Source organism: Vibrio pomeroyi (assembly GCF_024347595.1).
Classification (GTDB): domain Bacteria; phylum Pseudomonadota; class Gammaproteobacteria; order Enterobacterales; family Vibrionaceae; genus Vibrio; species Vibrio pomeroyi.
Genome location: NZ_AP025507.1, coordinates 1,785,842 through 1,806,647, shown reverse-complemented (window position 1 = coordinate 1,806,647; position 20,806 = coordinate 1,785,842). Strand labels below are relative to the sequence as shown.

General features: G+C 43.7%; 19 protein-coding genes. 13 read left to right on the top strand and 6 right to left on the bottom strand.

Annotated features, from left to right (window positions below; all coding sequences use genetic code 11):
* The first annotated feature begins 62 nt into the window (after positions 1-62).
* The 3 genes from OCV12_RS23880 to gntR all read left to right on the top strand — a co-directional run bounded on the left by OCV12_RS23880 (position 63) and on the right by gntR (position 3,213).
* Positions 63-560: a gluconokinase gene (locus tag OCV12_RS23880; protein ID WP_261886404.1), complete on the top strand. Its 498-nt coding sequence runs from the start codon at positions 63-65 to the stop codon at positions 558-560.
* Positions 561-563: 3 nt separating this feature from the next.
* A complete protein-coding gene (gene gndA / locus OCV12_RS23875; protein ID WP_261886403.1) occupies positions 564-2,072 on the top strand; it encodes an NADP-dependent phosphogluconate dehydrogenase in 1,509 nt (502 codons plus the stop codon).
* A gap of 139 nt (positions 2,073-2,211) precedes the next feature.
* Positions 2,212-3,213 (top strand): gluconate operon transcriptional repressor GntR, encoded by a 1,002-nt coding sequence (gene gntR, locus OCV12_RS23870; RefSeq protein WP_261886402.1) that lies wholly within the window; start codon positions 2,212-2,214, stop codon positions 3,211-3,213.
* Between the two features lie 124 nt (positions 3,214-3,337).
* Here the strand turns inward: gntR and OCV12_RS23865 are convergent, their stop codons facing one another.
* From OCV12_RS23865 to OCV12_RS23855, 3 genes are all read right to left on the bottom strand, one after another.
* The gene (locus OCV12_RS23865; protein WP_261886401.1) at positions 3,338-4,120 is read right to left on the bottom strand and encodes a siderophore-interacting protein; all 783 of its coding nucleotides are present in this window, start codon (positions 4,118-4,120) and stop codon (positions 3,338-3,340) included.
* 204 nt (positions 4,121-4,324) lie between these two features.
* Positions 4,325-5,803 carry a peptide MFS transporter gene (locus OCV12_RS23860; protein WP_128644377.1) on the bottom strand — a complete coding sequence of 493 codons (1,479 nt, stop codon included), beginning with the start codon at positions 5,801-5,803 and terminating at the stop codon, positions 4,325-4,327.
* Positions 5,804-6,218: 415 nt separating this feature from the next.
* Positions 6,219-7,589 carry an L-serine ammonia-lyase gene (locus OCV12_RS23855; RefSeq protein WP_017631269.1) on the bottom strand — a complete coding sequence of 457 codons (1,371 nt, stop codon included), beginning with the start codon at positions 7,587-7,589 and terminating at the stop codon, positions 6,219-6,221.
* 337 nt (positions 7,590-7,926) lie between these two features.
* Between OCV12_RS23855 and OCV12_RS23850 the strand changes: the two genes are divergently transcribed.
* A complete protein-coding gene (locus tag OCV12_RS23850; protein ID WP_261886400.1) occupies positions 7,927-8,805 on the top strand; it encodes a YdcF family protein in 879 nt (292 codons plus the stop codon).
* A 4-nt stretch (positions 8,806-8,809) separates the two neighbouring features.
* Here OCV12_RS23850 and OCV12_RS23845 read toward each other — a convergent pair whose 3' ends face one another.
* Positions 8,810-9,487 (bottom strand): hypothetical protein, encoded by a 678-nt coding sequence (locus OCV12_RS23845; RefSeq protein WP_261886399.1) that lies wholly within the window; start codon positions 9,485-9,487, stop codon positions 8,810-8,812.
* 212 nt (positions 9,488-9,699) lie between these two features.
* Positions 9,700-9,954, bottom strand: a complete 255-nt coding sequence (locus OCV12_RS23840; protein ID WP_017105223.1) for a putative hemolysin — start codon at positions 9,952-9,954, stop codon at positions 9,700-9,702.
* Between the two features lie 370 nt (positions 9,955-10,324).
* On the opposite strand from OCV12_RS23840, the gene OCV12_RS23835 reads away from it, so the two are divergent.
* The 8 genes from OCV12_RS23835 (at position 10,325) to OCV12_RS23800 (ending at position 18,935) form a co-directional block, all read left to right on the top strand.
* Entirely contained in the window at positions 10,325-10,843 is a 519-nt protein-coding gene (locus OCV12_RS23835) for an NUDIX hydrolase (protein ID WP_017059522.1), read from the top strand.
* 321 nt (positions 10,844-11,164) lie between these two features.
* Positions 11,165-11,380, top strand: coding sequence for a hypothetical protein (locus OCV12_RS23830; protein ID WP_261886398.1), 216 nt, complete (start codon positions 11,165-11,167; stop codon positions 11,378-11,380).
* Between the two features lie 24 nt (positions 11,381-11,404).
* The gene (locus OCV12_RS23825; RefSeq protein WP_261886397.1) at positions 11,405-13,516 is read left to right on the top strand and encodes an LruC domain-containing protein; all 2,112 of its coding nucleotides are present in this window, start codon (positions 11,405-11,407) and stop codon (positions 13,514-13,516) included.
* A 13-nt stretch (positions 13,517-13,529) separates the two neighbouring features.
* On the top strand, positions 13,530-14,048 hold the full coding sequence (locus OCV12_RS23820; RefSeq protein WP_261886396.1) for a hypothetical protein: 519 nt from the start codon (positions 13,530-13,532) through the stop codon (positions 14,046-14,048).
* Positions 14,049-14,339: 291 nt separating this feature from the next.
* Entirely contained in the window at positions 14,340-16,103 is a 1,764-nt protein-coding gene (locus OCV12_RS23815) for an ABC transporter ATP-binding protein (RefSeq protein WP_261886395.1), read from the top strand.
* Positions 16,097-17,881 carry an ABC transporter ATP-binding protein gene (locus OCV12_RS23810; RefSeq protein WP_261886394.1) on the top strand — a complete coding sequence of 595 codons (1,785 nt, stop codon included), beginning with the start codon at positions 16,097-16,099 and terminating at the stop codon, positions 17,879-17,881. The genes OCV12_RS23815 and OCV12_RS23810 overlap by 7 nt, the downstream gene beginning before the upstream one ends.
* 235 nt (positions 17,882-18,116) lie before the next feature.
* Positions 18,117-18,383, top strand: coding sequence for a hypothetical protein (locus tag OCV12_RS23805; RefSeq protein ID WP_017059525.1), 267 nt, complete (start codon positions 18,117-18,119; stop codon positions 18,381-18,383).
* A gap of 117 nt (positions 18,384-18,500) precedes the next feature.
* The gene (locus OCV12_RS23800; protein ID WP_261886393.1) at positions 18,501-18,935 is read left to right on the top strand and encodes a hypothetical protein; all 435 of its coding nucleotides are present in this window, start codon (positions 18,501-18,503) and stop codon (positions 18,933-18,935) included.
* Positions 18,936-19,037: 102 nt separating this feature from the next.
* Here OCV12_RS23800 and OCV12_RS23795 read toward each other — a convergent pair whose 3' ends face one another.
* On the bottom strand, positions 19,038-19,553 hold the full coding sequence (locus OCV12_RS23795) for a cytochrome b (RefSeq protein ID WP_261886392.1): 516 nt from the start codon (positions 19,551-19,553) through the stop codon (positions 19,038-19,040).
* Between the two features lie 276 nt (positions 19,554-19,829).
* Between OCV12_RS23795 and OCV12_RS23790 the strand changes: the two genes are divergently transcribed.
* The gene (locus OCV12_RS23790; RefSeq protein WP_261886391.1) at positions 19,830-20,669 is read left to right on the top strand and encodes a tetratricopeptide repeat protein; all 840 of its coding nucleotides are present in this window, start codon (positions 19,830-19,832) and stop codon (positions 20,667-20,669) included.
* Positions 20,670-20,806 lie beyond the last annotated feature (137 nt).

Genomic DNA, 20,806 nt, shown 5'->3' with positions numbered 1-20,806 from the left:
TTTAACTATTAGATTCGATTGTCAGCCCCAGTTTTGGTTGGGGCTTAGGGAAGGCTTGCCTTATGAAAAGCAAAAAAATACTCGTGATGGGCGTATCTGGATGCGGAAAAAGCCTGATTGGTAGCCGTATCGCAGAAGCATTAACGCTCCAGTTTTTTGATGGGGATGACTTCCATCCGCAAAGCAATGTAGAAAAGATGCGTCAAGGTATTCCACTGACAGACGAAGATCGTCAAGGATGGCTGGAAACACTGAATAAACAATATATCGAACAACCAAGCGCTGTGATCGCTTGCTCGGCTCTAAAGCCGCAATACCGCGATATTCTGCGTAACAACAATCAAGATTTGGTGATTGTGTACCTACAGGGCAGTTTCGATACGATTTGGAATCGTCATAAAGCTCGTGAAAATCATTATTTTAATGGTCAAGAAATGTTGAAAAGCCAGTTTGAAACCTTGGTTGAACCTGAGCTAGATGAAGCGTTATTTGTTGATATCTCGCAAGATGTTGAACAAGTCGTAGAAAGTGCACTTAAACAAATTAAGCAGATAGGCTAAACCATGACTCAGATAAAAAATGACATCGCGATGATTGGTTTAGGTGTGATGGGCAAAAGCTTAGCGCTGAACCTACTCGACAATGGATTCAATGTTTCGGGTTTCGATTTAAATGCTGATAACATTGAACGTGCAAATTCAGAAGCGAAGCAGCTTAATGAGTCCTTTGACGGCAAAGGTCAGTTCACTAAAGGAACTAGCCTTGAACATGTATTACAGGGCTTAGCAAAACCTCGTGTTATCGCGTTATCGGTTCCTGCAGGAAAACCAGTCGATATCGTCGTGAATAATCTGCTCGATGCAGGTTTGGAGAGCGACGATATAGTTATCGATACGGGTAACAGCTTATGGACAGATACCGAAACGCGTGAACAGAATTACAAAGGTAAGCTTCGTTTTTTCAGCACCGCAGTGTCTGGTGGTGAAGAGGGGGCCCGTGTTGGCCCTGCGCTGATGGCGAGTGGTGACCAGTCTGCTTGGCAATATGTGAAGCCAATGTGGGAAGCGATTGCTGCAAAAGTGGATGCGAACGGTTTACCTGTAGCTCAATTTGAAGTGGGTGAGGCGTGCGCTGCGTATGTTGGCCCTTCTGGCACCGGTCATTACGTTAAGATGGTGCACAACGGTATTGAATACGCCGATATGCAGCTCATCTGCGAAGTGTATCATTTCATGCGTGACGTTCTGGAAATGCCACCTCGAGAGATTGGTCAAGTCTTTGAACAGTGGAATAACGGTGTTCTTAATAGTTACCTAATGGAAATCAGTGCGGATATTCTTCAGCAAGACGATATTGTTACTGGGAAGCCATTTGTTGATGTCGTGCTGGATAAAGCCGGGCAGAAAGGCACTGGATTGTGGACTGCTGTGAATAGTCTACAAGAGGGTTGTCCAACGCCAACCATTGCACAGGCGGTCTATGCTCGTGCGATGAGCGGTCAAAAATCACAACGTATTCAAGGGAGTCAGCTTCTAAAAGGCAATACTGCGGACGCCAGCCAGTTGGATAAAGCGGAGGTTGTCTCTGAGCTTCATGACGCACTCTACTGCGCCAAGCTGTCTGTTTATGCTCAAGGCTTTGACTTGTTGAAAACAGCGTCGGACAAAGAAGGCTGGAACCTAGATTTCACCCAAATCGCTAAGATTTGGCGAGCAGGTTGTATTATCCGTGCTGCTTTCTTACAAAGTATCACGTCGGCTTACCAACAAAATAGTGAGCTAGCGAACCTGTTGTTTGATGAGGCTTTTATCAAACAAGTGGAAGAACGTGAGTTGGCTTGGCGTATTGCCGTGGCTAATTCTGCTTTATATGGTGTGCCGATGCCGGGGATCAGCTCTGCATTAAGTTACTTTGATTCTTTGCGCTGTGAAGTGCTGCCAGCGAATTTACTGCAAGCACAACGGGATTACTTCGGTTCTCACACTTATTCGCGAGTCGATAGAGATGAGGCTGAGAAGTTTCACGTGACTTGGAGCCAGTCTCCAAGAACGGAAGTTAAAGTTAACGCTTAAACAATGTATAACGCCCTCGCTATGAGGGCGTTTGTAATTGTGATGCTATATCAACCTTTTAGTAAATTAGGCTTCAAATTCCAAGTCAGTTGGATACACTGTTACCAGTAACATAACTCAAAAATAATAATTATTAATTATGTCGAATAAGAAAAAACGTCCTACATTACAAGATGTTGCCAACTTAGTTGGTGTCACCAAGATGACCGTAAGTCGCTGTCTGAGAGATTCTTCTCAAGTATCAGAAGCGCTACGAGACAAGATCAACGCCGCAGTCGATGAACTGGGCTATATCCCCAACCGCGCACCAGACATTCTTTCCAATGCGAAGAGTAATGCAATAGGTGTGTTGGTTCCCTCGCTAACCAACCAAGTTTTTGCCGAAGTGATCCGAGGTATCGAGCAAGTCACCGCACCAGCAGGCTATCAAACCATGATTGCCCACTACGGCTATAGCGCAGAACTGGAAGAACAGAGTATTGCTTCGCTGCTCTCATACAATGTGGATGCGATTATTTTGTCTGAGAATGTGCATACCGATAGAGCGCGTAAGATGCTACAGACTGCGTCGATTCCTGTGATTGAGATTATGGACTCGGTATCGCCAAGGATTGAACAAGCCGTCGGCTTTGATAACTTCGAAGCAGCTAGGGCAATGACGAAAACCATGCTCGAACGAGGGCGCACCAATATTGCTTATTTAGCTGCTCGTATGGATGAGCGTACTCGCTTGAAAATGGCGGGCTATGAACATGCAATGCAAGAGGCTGGTAAAGAGCCCGTTACACTGCAAACTGAAGATGCTTCTTCGTTCACTTTAGGTGCGAAGCTTATCGGAGAATTGATAGAGAAACACCCACAGGTGAATGGCATTTTCTGTACGAACGATGACTTAGCGATTGGTGCCTTCTACGAATGTATACGCCGTGGTATTCAAGTACCAGAACAGATGGCAATTGCAGGTTTCCACGGACACGACATCACAGTGGCGATGACACCTCGTTTAGCTACCGTGGTTACACCTAGGGAGCAGATAGGTAAAGTCGCCGCAGAACAAGTTGTGGCGCGTTTAAAAGGCAATCAGGAGTGGATAGCGAAGTTGGATCTTGGCTACGCGATTGAAGTGGGCGAAAGTATCTAATCTTCAGTTCGGTGGTGCTCTTTATCGGATTCAAACTAAAACGCCCTTAACGATATGAAGTCGTTAAGGGCGTTTTCAATCTGTTTTTATGCTTTTAGCTTAAGTGCTTTTGTCGCAAGGCTTTTTAGCTCGCTAAAGCTTGAGCATCTTGTTGTTTCAGCACTTTATGGCCATCTTCAGTGACGCCACGTTTCCAGTAGCTGCTGATGTAAATATTCTCTTTTTCTACTTCTTTTTCGTTGCGGAAGTACTGTCTTAGCTCGCGCATGCTTTCAAATTCACACGCTGTCCATACTGAAACCTGACCGTCTAACCATTCTATGTTGCGAACGGTTTGTGATAGTGTTTCTTCAGTTTCATCTTCAATCAACCAAGTGATTTTGATGCCTTCAGGTGCTTCAAGTGCTTGCTTGTCTGCTGCTGAGTTTATTTGAACCACAGCGTGGCCTATCGCGTGCTCTGGAAGTGATTTTACTTTTGCGGAAAGCGCAGGGAGTGAAGTCATGTCTGCGACTAAGAAGAACCAATCCGATTCAAGGTTTAGTCCTTGGATTAAACCTGGGCCAGCCACTGAAATAGTATCACCCACTTGTGCGCTCATTGCCCATCTTGCAGCAAAGCCACATTGCAAATCTTTAGTGATGTGGCGAACGAAATCGACTTCGATGAATTGCTCTATTGGGTTGTACTGACGAATGGTGTAGGTGCGCATGGTTGGACGCTCACCTTCATTCAATTGGCTCAAATCAGTGGTGCCTAGTGGCGAGAATAAAAGCTTGATGTAGCCGCCGGCACATTCTGTTGGGTATTTACTTAATCCTTCACCGCTCAGCGTTATACGCTGCATGTTTGGAGTAATGGTTGAGGTTTGAGTAACGGTTAATGTGATAGGGCTAGGCTTGCTCATATAAGGCTCTCTTAGATTTTGATTCCGACATCATAATCCTGAACCTGAAAACACTCAATACTAATAATTATCATTTACTGTGATTTACATAAGTGCAATCTAACCAGATCTCCTCGATTTGTGTTGGTAAAACTCATAGACAAAAAAAAACCCTTTAGAAAACTAAAGGGCTTGATGTGTTCGCGCGGTTGAACGTGGGAGTGATTAGCTGTTAGCTTGCTCTAGTTCAATCGTCTCATCAGCGGCTTTTGCTGCTTCTAGCATCTTACGAATAATGAATGATGCTGCCATCGCAATACCTACCATCACGACTGCCAGAACAGTCAGCATTTGGAAGTAATCGCCGTAAACCGTTTGCACGATCTCTTGTGTGATTTCTTGACCTTTCTCTAGTGCAATTGACGTTGAGAATACTGCACCAACAATGCCTGATAGGGCGATTGCCACAGAGAACAAGCTAACTGAGAAGTTCTCAATGTGCTTAGGTGCAACAGACAAAATGAACGCAACAACCATAGAGCCAACAATGACTTCACCAAATGCTAGGAAGAAGTGGATTGCTAGGAATACTTCAGGGCGAATCAGAACGTCGTCACCAACTGTGGTCACTGCCATTGTCAGGATACCGAAAGCGATAGCCGTCAGAATGAATGAGAAGCCTACTTTGGTTGCGGTAGAGAAGTTAATGTTTTTCTTTTCTAGGTTAGAGAAGATGCCCGCGATGATAGGGCCTGCAACCATACACCATAGTGGGTTCATTGCCATTGACGCTTCTGGAGCCACAGGGATGAAGCCGAATAAGTCACCACGCATTGTGTTGATCGCTACCATTGTCATCGATGTCATCATTTGACCGTAGTACACGAAGAAACAGGTAGTAAGGAATGTGATGATTAAGATAGTGCCCATCTTCAGCATGTCTGATTTCTTCGATTTCAACATCAAAGAAACAAAGTAGACGATTGCTGCACCGCCAATTGCGTATACGATGTTTTGGCCAATATCCATGTTAGAGAACATGAAGAATACTAAGCCAATCATAGCGGCAGAAAGACCAAGGAATGCTGCCCAGTTTTTAGTGCTTACTGGTTGTTGATCGATCTCTGCACTTGCTTCAACAAGGCCCTTGCGAACAAAGATCATCATTAGAAGCGCAGCGCCTGCTAGAACAGCTGAAAGAAGGAAACCGCCGTGGAAACCAACGACAAGTACTAGCATTGGGAACAAGTATTGGCCTAGTAGTGCACCAATGTTGTTTACTGAGTAGTTGATAGGGTAGCAGTTTTCAAAATCTTCTTGAGTTTTGAACGTGCGTTTGTAAAGACTTGGGTAAGAAGGAGACATCAAACCACGTGCATAACTTGCTAAAGCGATACCACATAATGCCATAGGTACATTGGTTGCTGCTGCACCGAGTACCAGTAAAACATAACCACTTGCGAAGCCTAAAAAGGCAATGGTTAAAGAACGGTAAGCACCTAAAAATTTGTCGGCGATGAAGCCACCCGCGATAGCAAACAGTGGTCCGATTGCAGAGAAAGCACCAACGACCATCATGGTGTCAGCTTCATTGTAGTTCAGGTCTTCAAGGAAGAAACGAGTCAAGATCACCATGACGCCATAGAACGAAAGTCCAAACATCATTTGGCAGAACATCATTGATTTGTTTAATCTATTCCACATTATTTTATTCTCACATTAGTATTAATATGTAGTGTAATTACCCAATTATAATACCATTGCTAGTAATACATAAACTGAAACATGTATCCCAAACCGGACTTTGCTCGATATATCTTTTCTTATGAGTGCATTCATATTTCTCATGAATGAAATTTGCAATGTTAGATTTTGCTAGTGGATGCGTGACTGTGTGAAAATTAGCCGTCTTGATTTATGGCTAAGTAATGAACTATTAAAGAGAAAGTTAGCGACATTTATTCGGTAAATGTTTTTAAGTGAGTATCACTTTCAATTGGCCGTTGGGTTCTCGCCAATAAAAAAGCCAGCTTGTCGGCTGGCTTTGTTTTGATATTGGAAACTAAGTTTACAAGAATGCTATCTCTACAAGGGCTTTCTGAACTCGTGTTCTTGTCTGTTATTCACACGGTGGCGCCATGTGAATCACCGCCAAGCCGCCTAAAGACGTTTCACGGTACTTCTTGTTCATGTCTTTACCTGTTTGGTACATGGTTTCAATAACCTTGTCTAACGAGATCAGGCACTTGCTGGTGCGCTTCAACGCCATACGTGATGCATTGATGGCTTTCATCGCACCCATAGCGTTACGTTCAATACACGGTACCTGTACTAGCCCGCCGATTGGGTCGCATGTCATGCCCAGAGAGTGCTCCATTGCAATCTCAGCAGCAATACAGATCTGCTCGTTACTGCCGCCGCGTAGGGCAGTTAAGCCTGCCGCAGCCATCGAAGAAGACACACCAACCTCACCTTGACAACCCACTTCAGCGCCAGAAATAGAAGCATTGGTTTTGTACAGGATGCCGATAGCACCAGACACCGCTAAGAAGTCTTTCAGTTGTTTAGTATCCAGTTCTTTGATGAAACGATGGTAGTACATTAATACTGCAGGAATAACACCAGCAGCACCGTTGGTCGGTGATGTCACAACTTGGCCACCCGCTGCATTCTCTTCGCTTACTGCAAAGGCAAACAGGTTAATCCAATCCATGATCTCCATTGGATCATTTTCAATAGAGGCATTCGCTTCGAGCTTCTTCAAAAGTGCAGGCGCTCGGCGTGTGACTTCTAGGCCACCATCAAGGATACCTTCGGTGTCGAAGCCACGTTGCATACACAGAGACATCACCTTCCAAATTTGGTCAGCTTTCTGGTCGATCACATCCATGCCTTGGAATGACACTTCGTTGCGTAGGACTAAACCACCAAGGCTCAGTCCATTTTGGTCGGACAGTTCAAGCAATTGATCGGCAGAAGAGAAGGGGAATTCAACTTGTGTTTCTGACTCTTGCTTGCCATTCTGAAGTTCATCAGCAGTTGCGATAAAACCACCACCAATCGAGTAGTAGGTTTCCATGTCCAGAAGGCTGCCACTTTCATCAAAGGCAGAGATAGTCATGCCATTTTCATGAAGGGGTAGATTGGTTTTGTGGAAGAGTAGGTCGCTCTCTACATCGAAATGAATTTCATGGTTGCCACTCACCATTAAAGATTTATCTTCAATTGCTTTACGCATGGCCGCATTAGCGCTGGTTATTTTGATCGTATCAGGGCGGTTGCCAAGTAGGCCTAACAGGGTTGCACGGTCGGTGTGGTGACCAATGCCTGTTAGTGACAATGAGCCGTATAAGTCAATTTGAATACGGGTAACTTGACCAAGTACAGATTCAATCTTTTGGGTAAAGTTGAACCCAGCGATCATTGGTCCGTTGGTATGGGAGCTGGAAGGCCCGACCCCGATTTTGTATATGTCAAAAATAGACAGCATAGTAACTTCCTGTGAAGACGGTTCGATGTACGAACTCTGTGTAAAATTTGTATTTTGTTCGTTTCACTGTTCATGAAACATTTTTAGTCGAGCTTGTTCTGTGCTTGAAACGTCTCTTTATATTGAAACTTGTGTTAGCAAGCTCAGAACAATGAAATGCAAGAGCGTGTTATTTTTGCTTCAAAGCGCCACGTCTATTCCTGCATTGCTTTAGGTGTTGTCATCAATAGTGAGCATTATTGCGAGCAACCTAAGAGAATTTAAAAATACTTTTGTTACTGGATATTGTATACATAATTCACTCTATCTAATCACCAAAACGAGACTTGAACATAAAATGAGCATTAATCACCTCCTTATTGTGCTGGGTAAGCGACTTAATGAGAATAAATTGACTGATGAAGGAATCAGTCGGGTTGATGCTTTAGTTGGGTATCTGGCGGAGCTTTTGGTCGAAGAGTCGAATCAGCAAACGGCCGTTGCATTTTGTGGCGGGGTAACAAAGGGGCAAACTCTCTCTGAAGCGGATGCAATGCACCAGTATTTTCGAGAACTTGAAGCTCAGCGTGAACATCCATTTAACTTAGGTGCAATCTTACTTGAGCAACGCTCAACAAATACGGTGGAGAACATTCAGAATTTGGCTTCTGAAATGATCGAGAGCGGGTTGTTTACTCGCGGGCAGAGTGTGAAAGTAACGTTTGTTTCTAACGATTATCACTTGCAACGTATCTTTGAGATTCAAGCGTTGATGGACGAGCAAGGTCTGCTTAAGGTGCTTAGCGAAAAGTGTTCAGCGCTGGGTGTAGAACTACAGATAGATCGCGAGTTGGAATCTCATATTCCAGTGCCATACCCGCACCAAACGACTCAAGGCCAACTATTTTTGTTGATGGATGTATTAACGACTTACCGAGTTTACCTTGAAGGCGTCAATGCTGGGTCATTCAAGCGAGATTTAGATACGGTGAGGGAAGAGCCACAAAGACTCTCCGTTGAGGCGTTGGTTAAAGCAAAAGAATTGGTAGGGTGTTCGTCCCTTTTTGGTATCGTGGAAAGCCTGCTTCCGGTTTTGGAGCGTTGTGTTCAACAGACTCCAGTGGATACTGACATAAAAAAAGTCAGGGAATATCTAGCACTACTAGACACTAACCTGACTTTATTGAATCGATATTTAGATCCAGAATCGGATCACACACATCGCTGGTGGCGATAGGTGATTATTTCTTTCTCGTGATGCTAATAACGGTTTTTAAACTTGCAAACGCAATCAGACAGTAAGCTAGAAGCTCAGTGCCTTCCTCTGCGATGTTTTTAACTACGCGAACGTAATCATCACCCATAACGTTGTGCCAAAAACTGCCCATGCCAAATAGGCGAGAAAATACCAAGAGCAGCATGACACCGGTAACCAAAAGGTTCATGTGCGGAGATGCAAGGATCAGCGCCAGTTGATCAATCGTGCGCTTACCGTTCTTTACAGCATAAAAAATCGCGCTACCAGCAACTAAAAGCGCAGGCACAACCCATGCGCCATGTACAATTTTGTCAAACCAAAAGTCCATCTCACGGATAAACATCACAGCAAAGAAGGCACTGATGAGAAGGGCTGCATGTTTAACTTCGCTTCTCTCTCTTGCGAGATAAATAAAAGAACTAGAAGTCACGACAAGCAGTAATTGCTGGAGCATCTCAGTCACTGAGATCTCACCCACATTGCCATTCAACAATACAAAGTCAATTCGAAGTGCAAGGTTCGCGACAATACTGATCGCCAATACGACTAACGCTGTCTGGCATCGTTTGTAGATAACTTGAGAAGTTGATTGCGACAGCGTGAACTCTGGGAGCTCAAGTGACATATGAGTTTGTTCTTTGGTTTTAGATTGGCTTTTCATATCAATACGGCTTGTAATATTTTGTAACAGGCTGGCATTCTATCGTTTCAAGTGTCTCTACAATGTCATGGAAATGTCAGCAATAAAACACTGTTCAATTGGTGTGTGTATACGGTAAACCGCTGCCTTAAGACAGACAGTTTACGTAACATACTAGAATTTTTGGGGCGGGATCTTACAGCGGTGAGGTTCGAAACTCGCTGCCGAAGTGATTACTTTTCAGCTTCTTGCTCGTGGTTATTGCGGTAGTACTCCCACTGTTCAATGCGCTCACCGTCATCGAATACACAGTAAGTGGTACGTTGATTGTTTTCAGTCACCGTATCTAATTCACCGTCCTGTTGAACACAATAAACCGCGGCTGGGTTAGCGACTGAAACACGTTGGCCTTCGCTATATTCTGCATAGTCGTTTGCACAACCGCCTAATACAACGGCAAATACAGCCATCAAACCAATTTTCTTCATGTTTATCTCCTACGTGATAACTCTACAAATGAAAGCGTTAAGTTCTACAGAACCCAATTAGAAGCTCTATGAAATGAGTATATTTTAGATTTCAGAAAAGGTTGTCCTAATTTGGTCAAGATATTGAAATAGTTTTATATTTCGTTAGGTTTCGCCAATTTTTGAGTGCTAGATCAAGCTAACTAGATCCAAGCTGTAAATGGAGCTTTCTCGTTTAACGCGTACTCGTTTGAGTTTTATTGCGACTCGGCGGAGATACGTTAACAGCAGGGAGATTAAGTAGGAAAGCGTTCTTGAAGACGATTGTGCACCTCGAATCTATTGATGATTATGATATGATGCCGCCAAATTCAGTAGAGCAGTCACAATCATGAGACACCTAAAAACCACTATTCACCCTGATATCGACCATCTAGACAATAAAACAGTATATAAGCGCAACGCAGCCCGTGCGATTGTGTTAGATGGCGAAGACATTCTGATGCTTTATACAGAGCGTTATCACGACTACACCATTCCTGGTGGCGGTTTGGATGAAGGTGAAGATGTTATTGCAGGCATGGTTCGTGAACTGGAAGAAGAGACGGGTGCGAAGAATATTCACAGCATCAAGCCGTTCGGTATTTTTGAAGAGTTCCGTCCTTGGTACAAAGACGACGCGGATATGATGCACATGATCTCTTACTGCTACTCATGCAAGATCGACCGTGAGCTTGGTGAAACGGCTTACGAAGATTATGAAGTGAAAAATGGGATGAAACCGGTGTGGATGAACATCCATGAAGCGATCGCTCATAATGAAAAAACGATGGCTGAAAGTCCTAAAAAGGGCATGAGCATTGAGCGCGAGACGTTTTTGTTGCATTTGATCGCAAAAGAAATGCTTTAATCTCACCAAACCTTATATTGCAATAATTGTTCAGCTGTAACTAAAGCGCGGCTGACAATGATCTTTGAACTGTTTAATTTCACCCCGCATTTAAACAGTTCATTGTTAGTGCTCTCTGTCATCTAACTTCGTTTATAATCAACAGCCATTATTTCTCCAGTTTCATGCAGCTTCCTGCTGTTTGAACGACATCTTTATTCGCTTGGAATCTACTTCTTTCACACCTATCTATGACAAGCTGTCAAGTTGACTCATTTCCTTCATCAAATTGATTCCTATTTTGAATAAAGTGTTTTTTTTATTCTTGTGCTCGAAAAGAACATGAATAATAAGTTTTTAATTTCAATGGTTTATTTATATTTTTTAAGTATTAAAAAACTTGGCTCTCCTCTTGCTTCTTTGTCTTATGCAGCTCGTTTTGTCGGCACCAAAAATAATAAAAGTAGACATCCTTTGTCTCGTAGCATCAGATTTTACGGAGACAATTATTTAGCTTTGCCGTTCAGAGTTTACGTACTTTTCAAGGAAATCGCTTAAGCGAAGAAGAAGTCGAGGTTTACTATGAAATACAAGCAAATTATCTACCTCATTGGCGCAATAGTTAGCGTCCCAGTCCATGCAACCATTGTGGATTTGGATTTTTCAAACCACGTAGAGTCAACGAACGGAAGTAGTGGTTGGGCGGGACCAACCTATGATGGTGCCTCCATGCACTTTCTCAATGTCGGCACACATGATGGAAAGACCATTGATGCTAAGGTATCCAGTAGCGTATTTGGTGATGCAACGTTTATGTTCCATGCTCCCAACTACAAAGAAGGCTCCACTCAGCCTTCTGGTGATATTGGATTCCTCTATCAGACTAATTCTGCCGGATCTGCAGGTTTGATTTATACCTTTGAGTTCTTTGACGGAACAGATGGTCTGTCTGGTACTTTCTCGTTTCCTTACACTATTCCTGAATTTGAAATGATCGGTTATGACATTGATGGCGAGCCCGTTCAGTCAGAGCAAGTACGAGTATTTAAAAGTGAAGGCTTTTTCAGTTATCAATTGGGTAGTGCAAGCGCCAGCCTGACCGCGGAAGAGAGTGCTGATGGAACATCCGTTCTATTTACAGGCCCTGGTACTAATTATTCAGAAACTGACACGTCAGGTGCAGTTAAATTCATCTATAAAAACACCTCTATTGTTACCTTACAATTTGAAACCGTCACTTCTAGCAGTAGTAGCTTTCCTAACCCTATTTTTTCTGCGTTTGATGGTAACTGGGACTTAAGTGGCTTCACTACGCCAATTGAGAGTTCTGACGAGTCTGATTTTGGTGACGCTCCAGACACTTATGGAACGTTACAAGCAAGCAATGGTGCAGAACATGCTGTCTCTTCAACGCTTTATCTAGGGGCTAGCATCGATACAGATTCTGACGGACAACCGGGTGCTTTATCAAACGGCGATGACTTGGATGTTGACGGGAATGATGACGACGGTATTACGCTACTTACTAACCTAGAAATCGGGTTGGATAGCCTCATTAACGTTAATGTAGTGGGTAATGGTTACCTACAAGCTTGGGCTGACTGGGACTTGAGTGGTACTTTCGATGATGATGAACAAATCTTGAAGAACCATTCGGTTGTTGAAGGGGGACAAGTTGTTCCAATTCGAGTGGCTGATGATGCGAGTGTGGGGACTGTACAAACACGTTTCCGTCTAGCGAGCAGCCCTAACATCCCAAGTGATGGTTACGTTGGTGATGGGGAAGTCGAGGATTACGTGTTCAACGTGACTGATCCGGGAACCACAATTCAACACTCTAACTACTACACTGCAGCGTTCGAAGATAACTGGCCAGAAGTGGGTGATTTCGACTTAAACGATGTTGTCGTTTACTACCGAACTACCATTCTGAGTAAAGATGATGCTGTATTGCGTATGGATATCAGCGGTAGCATTATGGCCTACGGCGCCTCTTATGGTAATGGCTTAGGTTGGAAACTGAGTGGCTTTGATGAGTCGGATGTCGACTTGCAGACCGCCAGAGTGCAGAAAAACGGTGCAACTCGTGTGAATATTTCACCGTTCACGGGCGAAGATAAAGCGGTTGCATCACCAGGAGGGGACCTTGTTGTTGTCGCTTCGTTGAACTTGAGAAATGACATCCCGATCAACGATGAGTGTATGTTCCACCGTACTAACCCGTCTTGTAATCCGTCTCTTGAGTCCGACCAAATGACGTTCAGCATCTCACTACCGTTTAACGACGACGATCAACCAACGGTGAGTTCACTTCTACCATTGAGTGGTTTCGACCCGTTCATCTTTGGTCCAGGTGAAGGGTATTACCATGGGTCTAGTTTTACTGGTTCTCCGGGTAAAGACCTTGAAATTCACACAGCGGATCTTCCACCAACGTCACGTGGTACGTTAGTGAGCGACTTTTACGGTGTGGCACAAGATGATTCAGATCCAGATAGTGGAAAATACTACCGAACTACGCAGAACATGCCTTGGGGTATCTTAATATCATCTCCTTGGAATCACCCATCCGAGTACATAGACATCAGTGAAGCGTTCCCGGATTTTGCGGAGTGGGCTACAACTGGCGGTTCTTCTAAACCGACTTGGTATTTAAACCCTAACTCAGACAAAACTTGGTCTACTGAAGATTAATTAAGGAGGATTTATGAAACTAACTAAACTAATGATAAGTAGCGTGACTGTTGTCTTCCTTACGGCTTGTGGTGGCGGAGGCGGTGGTGGCGGTTCAACCACCTCAACGCCAAGTGCGGTAACCCCACCGGGTAGCGGGTCTTCTTCAGGGAGTACTCCATCGGGAGGCAGTAGCGCAGTGACATCAAGCGTTGTACCCGCACAGCAAGCATTGAAATCGGTAGAGCTCGTTGTACCAGAAGGTTTTGACTTCTCAACCGAAAGAGAAGTTAAAGTGACCGTTGATGTGGCAAGCTCGCAAAGCTCACGAGGTTTTATGAGCCTGTATACCCAGTTCAATGGCGATGTTGTCGATTACACATCACAAGTGTTGAGGGTACCAATCAATGAGGATATTGATTTCTCTACAACACTACTTCTACCTAACCATGTTGAAAAAGTTTGGGTTGAAGTATGGTACCCATCGGCGATGGGCAGCGAAGTGAAACGCTCAGTTGATGTCGAAAATGGCCAGGTCGATGTGATTCTCTAATCGCCTGGTCACTGGAGTGAAGGGGTGTCGGCTGAATCAATATCCGATTTTTGTTGCTGTGGTATTGAGTTTGGTTTAAAGCTCCCCATTTAGTGTACTTAAGATACTTTGCCGCCATCAGAGCGGCAAAGTTGTTTCTAGTAGCACTAAAATACAACACCAATAGCGAACAATTAAACATGGTTGACATTGTCAACTATGTATTTTTGATGTATCTTTACCTCTGCGATGTCTAATCTTGCCGGATAACACCATCACATCGCTGTGTGCCTGCCCTAAACAAAGAATACTATGACTAAAAGACAGTTTATTGCCCATTACTTGCGCATGAATCGCACCTCTTATTTGTTAGCGATCGTGTTCATTTTTCTCGTTAACTGGTTACAAGTAGAGATCCCTCGTTATATTCAATTGGCGATAGATTTAATTGATGATGCCTCGTCAACAGGTCACCAACAGCTTCAAACCTATGTTTGGATTGTGGTGGGTATGTCGGTCGCAATGGTTGTCGTGCGGATCCTGTCACGGATCTATGCGTTGAACCCTGGGCGAATCACAGAGGCTGCGCTCAAAAGTACACTGCTACAAAAGCTGAATCGCTTACCAAGTAGCTTTCATGAACGCTTCGCGTCAGGTCGTTTGATTTCAATCATCAATAATGACCTTGGCGGGATCCGTTTGATGTTCGGCGTCGGCTTCTTACAGTTCTTCAATGCGTTGCTTGCTTTGTCGCTGACGCCTCTTTATATGTGGCGTATCTCACCAGAATTAACGCTTTATTCGATTATTCCTATCTCAATCGCTTTTGTGATTTTCCGAGTAGGCTTCAAGCGTATGAAAACGCTGCACTTAGAACACATGAAGCGCCTGCAAAACTTGTCTGCTCAGTTGATGAGTTACCTATCAGGGGTTGATCTGATCAAGAGCCAACAGATGTCACCTTGGGTGAAGGTCGAAACCGAAAAGCTCAATCAACTGTTGCTTGAATGCCGTCTTAAGATCACTCGTATTCAGGTCTTCTTCATGCCGGTGCTTGATTACGCCAATGACCTGATGAAAATTATTATTCTTGGTCTGGGTGGTTTCATGTTGATGAGGCAGGAACTCACACTGGGTGAGATAACCGCTTTCCTAACTTACTCGGTTTTGCTCGCAATGCCGTTGATGCAACTTGGTCGAATCGCGACGATTTATCAGCGTGGCATGGTCGGAATTCAGAGCGCGCAAACCATTCTTAACGCCAAAGTACCAGAGCTAGATGAAGAAAAGCTCTCTGAGTTAGATGTTGAATCGTTGAAGGGAAAAACGTTTTCTGTTCGTAACCTTAGCTTTAGTTACGCGGGTGAAGAACGCTTGATCCTTGATGACATCAGCTTTGATATTCCTGCGGGTAAGAAAGTGGGTGTGCTAGGTGGAATCGGAGCGGGCAAAACGACATTAGTGAACTGTTTGAATCATCATTTAGATGTTCCTGAAGGTTCCGTTTTCCTTGGTGAAAAAGATGTCACTAGTTTCTCGCGCAGCGACTTACGTCGTTATGTGAAAACCGTGACTCAAGACCCTTATCTGTTCTCAGCAACAGTCGAAGATAATATCCGTTTTGGTAGCTTGGATACCGATTTGGCCAAGAGTCAGGTTGATGAAGTATTAGAGCTCAGCCAATTGGCCAGTGATGTGACTCGCTTTGAACATGGCGACCAAACCTTGGTTGGTGAGAAGGGGATCATGTTGTCCGGTGGTCAGAAGCAGCGCTTGAGTATCGCACGTGCTCTGTTGCAGCCGACAGACTTAATTATCATGGATAATGTACTGTCTGCGGTCGACTATGAGACAGAAAGAAAGATCTTAGAAGGCTTGTTTAAACGATTGGAAAATCAGTCGGTTCTGGTGGTGTCACATCGTGTCAATGCTCTTGAATATATGGATGAAATTATTGTGTTGAATGAAGGTAAGGTGATTGCCAAGGGCGACCATGCCACGTTACTCAAAACCTGTCCTTACTACTATGAGACTTGGCAGCTACAGCAGAATGAAACGGAGGCTACAGCATGTTAAAGGGTGTTGATCTTAAGTACCTCAAGCACTTTTTTAAGTTTGCTAAGAAATACAAAGGCTCTGCCATTCTGGGTATTGCGATGCTTCCACTGTCGGTCATTACGAGCTTGCTGTTTCCTTGGTTGATCATTCAAGTGATCGACGTCCAACTAAGTCATGGTGATATGGATGGGTTGCTCGAGTACGTTTTCTACTTGGTTGCTGTGCTGGTGGCAAGCTACGTGGTGGATACTACTTATTCTTACAACCTGCGTAAAACAGGTCAATACACGATAACTGATATGCGCTCTGTGTTGTTTGCTCGCGTGCTTAAACTGCCGCGTAGCTATTTTGACAATACGCCAATCGGTGTCACGCTTTCGCGCCTGACGAGTGATTTAGAGACAATCGGCGAGACCTTTGTTCAATCGGTTGTCGGTTTAGTGAAAGACAGTATTAACACCATTGCTTTGTTGGTGATGATGTTCTTCATTGATTGGCAGCTGACGTTGATTGTATTGATCATCATGCCACCCGTGATGTACTTAACGGTGTACGTGCGAAACCGACTTCGTGCTCTGTATAAAGTCACGCGTTCTTCACTTGCACGCGGTATTGGCTTTCTACAAGAAGTCTTGTTTGGCATGAAAACGGTTCAGATGTACCGAGCGGAAGAACAAGTCGAGCAGCGTTACCAAGGCTACACCGATGAGTTTTTGAAAGCGCAGAAAAAGATCAATAAATACGATGCGATTCTGTTTTCGTTTATCTCTGGCATTACCTCAATCACTATCGCGATCATGATTTGGTACGGTTCTGGACAAGTGATCGAAGGGGCACTCACCTTGGGTGTGCTGATTGCGTTCATCAACACGTTAGAAAAGGTATTTGTACCGATTCGCGACTTCACCTCGCAGATTGCTTCGATTCAGAGCTCATTTGCTGCGTTCGACCACATCGAAGAGCTGTTTGTTGAGCCGACGGAAGAAGAAGGTCGCAACTTACTGCCATCTAACAAGGTTGAAAAACAGCTCGAACAGTTTGTGAGCCTTGAGTTTAAGAATGTGAGCTTCCGCTACAAAGACGACGCTCCGTACGTTCTAAAGAATGTCTCGTTTGTATTGGAGAAAGGGCATCAGATCGCGCTTGTAGGTTCGACGGGTTCTGGCAAATCGACGATTCTGCGTTTGATATCTAAAACCTATCAAGACTACGAAGGCAGTATTCTGCTTAATGGTATAGAGCTGTCGCAGATCTCAAGTGAAGACTCTGCTCACTTGTTCTCAATGATGATGCAAGATGTGCATTTATTCGAAGAGACGATTCAGTTCAATATCGCGCTGGGTAAGGAACATCTCTCAAGAACCGAGGTTGAGCAAGCTGCGCGTTATGTTTATGCGGATAAGTTTATCGAGCAATTGCCACAAGGCTATGATTTCCGTCTAGAGAAGAACGGAGCCAACCTATCCGTAGGGCAAACGCAGCTTATTTCCTTTGCACGAGCGGTTGCTCAAGGCGGACAACTGATGATGCTTGATGAGGCAACCAGTTCAGTTGATTCCATCACAGAAGACTTGATTCAAAAAGCCATGCAGCGTCTGTTCAAGGAAAAAACCGTGATCGCCATTGCCCACCGCCTAAGCACTGTTCGCCACTCTGACACTATTCTGGTGTTGGAAAAGGGTGAAATTGTTGAACAAGGCAATCATCAACAGCTGGTCGCACACAATGGCATTTATGCTGGCTTGTTGAAGGAATCAATTGTGGAAACGAGCGACTCCCAAGTAACCGTTGCCTGATCACCTCAAGTCAGGTCTACCGTTATCGATAATATGGATTGGTGTTACTAATGTTTCACCAATTTCTATTCTTTTCTAGTATTCCCAGTAGCTTAGGAAAAATAAAACATATTTTACGATTATTAATATGTTATGATCTCCCTACTACTAAAGGGGTGTCTACGGGCATCGGGATGTATGCAAGCAAGAAGAACCGGCTTGTGTCAGTCACTTTCTGGCGAATATGGAATCGAAAATGTTGTTGGAAGAAGTTGTAGAAATTATTGAATTAACCGACTCAGACCATTTATCTCAAGCAATGGAGCTGTTTAACGAGCATGGTTTTGTTGATGCTGAGTCTTTGCCTTTTATGAACGTTGTGTTCGAAACCGCACCAGATCAGCTTGCGAAGAAATTATCGCAAATTGGTTTTAAAGGTTTAGTGCAAGTCGAAAAGAATGAAGACGCATCAGGCTTCACCATTATTGATGCTGACCGCGTTCTACTAAAAGATTCTGCTTAGTTGAAAGACTCCGCTTAGCTGCAATATTCATTCTTAATGACAAGAATAAGATTCAGCTTAATTAAAAGACTCTATCCAGTTCAGTAACACCCGTTATGATTATTTGAGGTTAACACAGTGACAACAGCAACCATTTCATCAACAGAGCAACACACTTCCAATGAACATGCGCTTTTAGGTGCATCGTTATTAGCGTCTCAAAAAGTTGAGTTGGCTCTGTTCAGTGTTATCTCTAAATTGACTAAAGCGTTACCGAAAGAAGCACAGCAGCCACTCGATTTGGACTTAGATACCTTTCTAAGAGAGAAACCAAGTGAGCAAGCTGCGACGTTGAGCTTGTACGAACACACTTTTGGTGAACAGCTTCCGTTAAAAACAAACGAACTTAACGACTTTATCTACCACAGAAATCTTGTGACTCGTGGCTTTTGGCGAGTGACTGGCGCTGATGTGAAAGGCGGTGAGAAGCTTGCTAACCCAGAGCTTTACTTAAAAGAGTTCTTAGCCAAATGCGAATATTGGCAAGTGATGGTAGATACTCAAAGCAAGTAATCAAATTGAAAGAAGAAAGCCATAGCAACCGTGCTATGGCTTTTTTTTATTTGTAGGAAACTCGAGCATTAAGAATTAAGCTTTAATGAGAGGGTTTTAAAGCTAGAGCATCATCTTTAGTACATAGTTCTTAGAGACAAAGTGGTGCTTAAGTGCTGCGCTAATATGCAGGACAATTAAACAAGCTAGGGCAATACAACTGGCACGGTGTAAATAGAAAAAGAAGCCGTTGATTGCAGGATCGGTAATTAGATTATCGACGGTGGCTAGCCAAAATAACGAATAAGGTTCTTTTAGCATCAAATAACCGGTACTGAACACCATGAACATCACTAGGTACATCAAAGAGTGTGCAAGCTTAGCAATGCACTTCTGTCCTTCTGGTATCGAAATAGGCATAGTTGGCGAAGAGCGAAAGTGACTCCAGATATAGCGAACCACGAGCAGTGGCGTTGCAATCGTCGCTAATGACATATTGAGTATCGACAGAAAAGAAAACAGCTCTGGATGATTGGTGACATAGTGCATCACATACCCAGCAATGGTTGCATAGATGATGACGGAAGCCATGACCCAGTGCAGCACACGGCTTACCAAATCGTATCGTGGATTATTCAAATTAACCTCGCTCTGATCGTTATTAATATAAGATTCAACTCGATGCAATAAATCAAAATTCGCTATATTCGCATCGCGAATTAATTATATAGAACAGTATTACTCGGTATTTTGATAATTTAGAAATTAATGATGTTGCTTCAGGTGTTTTATAATTATCATTGATGTTTTAGAGTGTTAATTCCAATACGGACAAAGCAAACTTGTCGACTTCCTAGCTTGTATGCCTATTACGAGATACAGTTAGCTTAAAGGTAAATATATAAGGAATGTATAATGCTTCGAATCTTATTGATTGCATTTATCTCGGTGTTCAGCTCGATGAGTTTTGCAAGCGAAGAGGATAAGTACTCTGAACAGGAGTATTTGGATAGACCGCTGATGGAACGCTATATCTTGGATGAACTGAAGCAACTGCGAATGGAACAGCAGGATCTTGAAAGGCGTCTTACTATTCAGATGACGGATCGTGAATTGGCAGTAGCAGACAAATCGCTGAACTACGCTAATGTTACCGTGACGTATTTCTTCTACATCATTGCTGGTGTTGCTTCTCTTATTGCCTTGGTGGGCTGGCAATCACTCAAAGAGTTGAAACACACTACTAAAGAGATGGCAGATCGACGACTCAACGACATCGCCCAAGACTATGAGAAGAAGTTTAATGTTCTAGAGAGGGACCTTAAACGTAAAACCAGAATCATTTCAGAGAACAACCGAGAAATCGAAATCATTAATGAGATCCACAACTTATGGTTGAGAGCTCAAAATGCTCAAACCGCAGAACAAAAAATTGAAATCTACGATGAGATTTTAAAAGTTCGTCCGGGTGATTTGGAAGCTCTTACATACAAAGCTGATGCGGCCATGGACATGCAGGAATACCACTGGGCGATGAGCTTATGTAACCGTGTGTTAGAGGTGGATGATCAGAACGCCCATGCTTTGTATCAACGAGCTTGTGCTTATGCAAGACTAGGTGCTGAAGGTCAGGCAATAGACGACTTAGAGCGCTCTATCGAAGCCAGTGGTTCAATGCGAGAGCTATTGGCCGATGAACCTGACTTTGAGATGTTACGTGGCCTAGAGCGCTTTGAGGCGCTTCGCGAAGAATAAACGTTTGATGACGTGGTGGGTTTCTTATGCCCACCATACTTTTATGCTTTGTACGGAACGGTTTCTTACATTTCGTTTGTTTTGTTGAGCTGATTGTTATGTTATAACACTTTATAAGTTCCTTGTTATAACCGTTA

Bases quoted from the DNA above. Each gene is read 5' to 3' on its own strand.
- OCV12_RS23880 (WP_261886404.1), top strand. From the start codon at position 63: ATGAAAAGCAAAAAAATACTCGTGATGGGCGTATCTGGATGCGGAAAA.
- gndA (WP_261886403.1), top strand. From the start codon at position 564: ATGACTCAGATAAAAAATGACATCGCGATGATTGGTTTAGGTGTGATG.
- gntR (WP_261886402.1), top strand. From the start codon at position 2,212: ATGTCGAATAAGAAAAAACGTCCTACATTACAAGATGTTGCCAACTTA.
- OCV12_RS23865 (WP_261886401.1), bottom strand. From the start codon at position 4,120: ATGAGCAAGCCTAGCCCTATCACATTAACCGTTACTCAAACCTCAACC.
- OCV12_RS23860 (WP_128644377.1), bottom strand. From the start codon at position 5,803: ATGTGGAATAGATTAAACAAATCAATGATGTTCTGCCAAATGATGTTT.
- OCV12_RS23855 (WP_017631269.1), bottom strand. From the start codon at position 7,589: ATGCTGTCTATTTTTGACATATACAAAATCGGGGTCGGGCCTTCCAGC.
- OCV12_RS23850 (WP_261886400.1), top strand. From the start codon at position 7,927: ATGAGCATTAATCACCTCCTTATTGTGCTGGGTAAGCGACTTAATGAG.
- OCV12_RS23845 (WP_261886399.1), bottom strand. From the start codon at position 9,487: ATGAAAAGCCAATCTAAAACCAAAGAACAAACTCATATGTCACTTGAG.
- OCV12_RS23840 (WP_017105223.1), bottom strand. From the start codon at position 9,954: ATGAAGAAAATTGGTTTGATGGCTGTATTTGCCGTTGTATTAGGCGGT.
- OCV12_RS23835 (WP_017059522.1), top strand. From the start codon at position 10,325: ATGAGACACCTAAAAACCACTATTCACCCTGATATCGACCATCTAGAC.
- OCV12_RS23830 (WP_261886398.1), top strand. From the start codon at position 11,165: ATGAATAATAAGTTTTTAATTTCAATGGTTTATTTATATTTTTTAAGT.
- OCV12_RS23825 (WP_261886397.1), top strand. From the start codon at position 11,405: ATGAAATACAAGCAAATTATCTACCTCATTGGCGCAATAGTTAGCGTC.
- OCV12_RS23820 (WP_261886396.1), top strand. From the start codon at position 13,530: ATGAAACTAACTAAACTAATGATAAGTAGCGTGACTGTTGTCTTCCTT.
- OCV12_RS23815 (WP_261886395.1), top strand. From the start codon at position 14,340: ATGACTAAAAGACAGTTTATTGCCCATTACTTGCGCATGAATCGCACC.
- OCV12_RS23810 (WP_261886394.1), top strand. From the start codon at position 16,097: ATGTTAAAGGGTGTTGATCTTAAGTACCTCAAGCACTTTTTTAAGTTT.
- OCV12_RS23805 (WP_017059525.1), top strand. From the start codon at position 18,117: ATGTTGTTGGAAGAAGTTGTAGAAATTATTGAATTAACCGACTCAGAC.
- OCV12_RS23790 (WP_261886391.1), top strand. From the start codon at position 19,830: ATGCTTCGAATCTTATTGATTGCATTTATCTCGGTGTTCAGCTCGATG.